The sequence below is a fragment of the Psychrobacillus sp. genome (genome assembly GCF_056205495.1).
This window is the reverse complement of sequence record NZ_JBAEAP010000082.1, coordinates 1-2,372: the sequence shown is the minus strand read 5'-3', so window position 1 is coordinate 2,372 and position 2,372 is coordinate 1. Positions and strand designations below refer to the sequence as shown.

Here is a 2,372-nt window from a genome sequence, read left to right as displayed (position 1 = left end):
AATGCAGCAAGTATCATTAAAAACATAAATGATAACAATTTCTTTTTTCTCACATGGACCCCTCCAAAAATTATATTATCAATGCTGTACTGCCTCGTTATATAGATGCCAGGCAACAAAATGACTGTTCTTAACTTCCTCAAGCTTCGGTTTAACGGTTGTACAAACATCCATTTTAAAAGGACAACGTGTATGGAATGTACAACCTGTAGGCGGGTTAGAAGGGCTTGGGATATCTCCCTCTAATATAATTTGCTCCCTTTGAAATTGTGGATCTGGTACTGGCACAGCAGAAAGAAGTGCTTTTGTATAAGGATGGAGCGGCTCCGCATATAAACTTTCACTAGGTGCAAGCTCAACCATTCTCCCTAAGTACATAACTCCAACCCGATCGCTGATGTGGCGTACTACCCCCAGGTCATGAGCGATAAATATATAGGTTAGTTTCAATTCTTTTTGCAAGTCCTGCATCAGATTTAAAACTTGAGCTTGAATAGATACATCAAGTGCTGAAACTGGCTCGTCTGCTATAATCAGCTTTGGATTAGTCATAAGAGCTCTCGCAATACCAATACGCTGCCTTTGCCCTCCGCTGAACTGGTGAGGATATCGTTTTGCATGATAGCTGCTCAATCCTACAATTTCTAAAAAGTCATGAACCTTTTGTTTGCGAGTTTTTGGATCTCCAATTTGATGAACAATCAGTGGCTCCATCAAAATTTTCTCAACCGTGTGCCGAGGATTTAATGAGGCATAAGGATCCTGAAACACCATTTGAATATCTCTTCTAACCTTACGCATAGCAGAGTCAGAGATTGACGTTAATTCTTTTCCTTCAAAGGTCACTTTACCTTCTGTAGGCTCTAGTAATCTCATAAGCATTCTTCCTGTAGTAGATTTACCACAGCCGGATTCTCCAACTATCCCTAGAGTTTCTCCCTCGTTTACAAAGAAAGAAATATCGTCTACTGCTTTAACATAGCCGACTTTTTTTGACAACAAACCGGAACGAATGGGAAAGTACTTTTTAAGCCCGTCAACTTTTAACAGTGGCTCTGTCATAATCTGTTACCTCCTTCGAATCATATAAGAAACATCTTGTTTTATGTCCCTCCGATGTTTCATACAGAGGAGGATTTTCCTGAGTACAGCGCTCGAATGCAAATTCACATCTGGCTGCAAATCGACAGCCCGTTGTTATAGTTCCTGGCTTCGGAACATTGCCGGGGATGGAGTATAATCGTTGCTTCTTATATCTCATATCAGGAACTGATGCGAGCAATCCTTTTGTATATGGGTGTTGTGGATCTTTAAAGATTGTTTCCACAAGTCCCTCTTCGACTACTTTCCCGGCATACATGACTACTACTCGTTCGCATGTCTCTGCTACTACTCCAAGATCATGAGTGATTAAGAGCACTGCTGTGTTTAACCTCTTGTTCAAATCTCTCATTAACTTTAGAATTTGAGCTTGAATAGTAACATCCAATGCAGTGGTTGGCTCATCAGCTATCAATACTTCTGGGTCACATACAAGAGCCATCGCAATCATGACTCTCTGACGCATCCCCCCGGAGAGCTGGTGTGGGTAATCCTTCATAAGTGCCTCTGCTCTGGGAAGTCCAACAAGCTTTAACATGTCAATGGCTCTGTCCTTTGCCTTCTTCTTACTCCAATCCTTCTTATGTAGGGTTATTGCTTCTATCAGCTGATTACCAATTGTAAATAATGGATTTAAAGAGGTCATTGGCTCCTGAAAGATCATAGCAATCTCATTTCCTCTTATTTTTCTCATTTCTTTTTCCGAGAAGGTTGTTAAATCCTTACCTTTAAAAAGGATTTCACCATTGGTGATTTTTCCCGGTGGACTAGGAACTAGCCCCATGATAGATAGAGAGGTAACACTTTTACCACAACCCGATTCGCCAACGATGCCTAAAATTTCCCCTTCTCTAACATGGAAATCTACATAATCGACAGATGGAATGACGCCATCATCTGTAAAAAAGGAAGTTTGAAGCCCTTTTACTTCTAGCACTTTTTTTCCTTGTTCCATGATAACTCTCCTTTTTTACAAGATTATTTAAAATTTTCTTTATATTTGTTCATATTGATATTTTACACATACATACTTTTTATGCAATACTTTTTATATTTTTTGAAACATTTGTCATATTTCAACTTTTTGTAAAATAGGTAAATAAAAACACCCAATAAGAACAGAATCGCCTTATAGGGTGTGTGTGTTAGTCCACAGTATCTAGTTGTTGTATTTGAAATAAATTATAATATACACCTTTACTCTTCATGAGTTCAGAATGAGAACCTTCTTCTGCTAGCTCTCCATTTTCTATCACGCATATTTTATCTGC

General features: G+C 38.9%; 2 protein-coding genes. Both read right to left on the bottom strand.

The genetic code is table 11. The features are described 5' to 3' along the window. Positions 1-78: 78 nt before the first annotated feature. Positions 79-1,062 (bottom strand): ABC transporter ATP-binding protein, encoded by a 984-nt coding sequence (locus AC06OU_RS02585; protein ID WP_475853772.1) that lies wholly within the window; start codon positions 1,060-1,062, stop codon positions 79-81. Continuing rightward, positions 1,037-2,056 (bottom strand): ABC transporter ATP-binding protein, encoded by a 1,020-nt coding sequence (locus AC06OU_RS02580; protein WP_475853770.1) that lies wholly within the window; start codon positions 2,054-2,056, stop codon positions 1,037-1,039. Before AC06OU_RS02580 ends, AC06OU_RS02585 begins: the two co-directional genes overlap by 26 nt. Between the last annotated feature and the right edge of the window lie 316 nt (positions 2,057-2,372).